1 protein-coding gene is annotated in these 593 nt (G+C 72.3%); it reads right to left on the bottom strand.

What is annotated here, in order from left to right:
- Positions 1–593 (bottom strand): galactokinase (locus N802_RS19155; protein ID WP_035919731.1); only part of this gene is annotated, 593 nt, incomplete at both ends.

The following is a 593-nucleotide window of genomic DNA, read 5'->3' on the forward strand; positions in this document are numbered from 1 at the left end:
GCCGCTTCGAACGCCGCCTTGATCGCTTTCGACACCCGCTCCACCTCACCCACCGGCACGAGCGAGATCGCCGAGCCTCCGAACCCGCCACCGGTCATCCGCGACCCCAGCGCACCCTCGGCCACCGCCGTGTCGACGACGAGGTCGAGTTCGGTGCACGACACCTCGTAGTCGTCGCGCAGCGACTCGTGCGACGCCACGAACAAGCGCCCCACCTCGGCGAGGTCGTCCCGCCCCAGTGCGTCCACCACGGCATCGACGCGCGCGATCTCGGTGACGACGTGCCGCGTACGCCGCCGCAGCACCTCGTCCGGCAGTCGCTCCAGCGCCTCACCCAAAGCACCCGGCTCGACATCCCGCAGGAACTCGACCCCCAGGAAGTCCGCGGCCGTCTCGCACGCATCCCGCCGCGCGCCGTACTGCCCGTCCGCCAGCGCATGACTCGCCCGCGTATCCGTGACGAGCAGCGCCAGCCCATGCGCCGCCAGGTCGAACGGCACCTGACCGAACGACCCGTCCCGACAGTCGAGCCGCAGCGCGTGCGCCGGCGTGCAGTGCAACGCCGCCGCCTGGTCCATGCCGCCCGTCGGCGC

It is taken from the genome of Knoellia sinensis KCTC 19936 (assembly GCF_000768705.1).
GTDB classification, from domain to species: domain Bacteria; phylum Actinomycetota; class Actinomycetes; order Actinomycetales; family Dermatophilaceae; genus Knoellia; species Knoellia sinensis.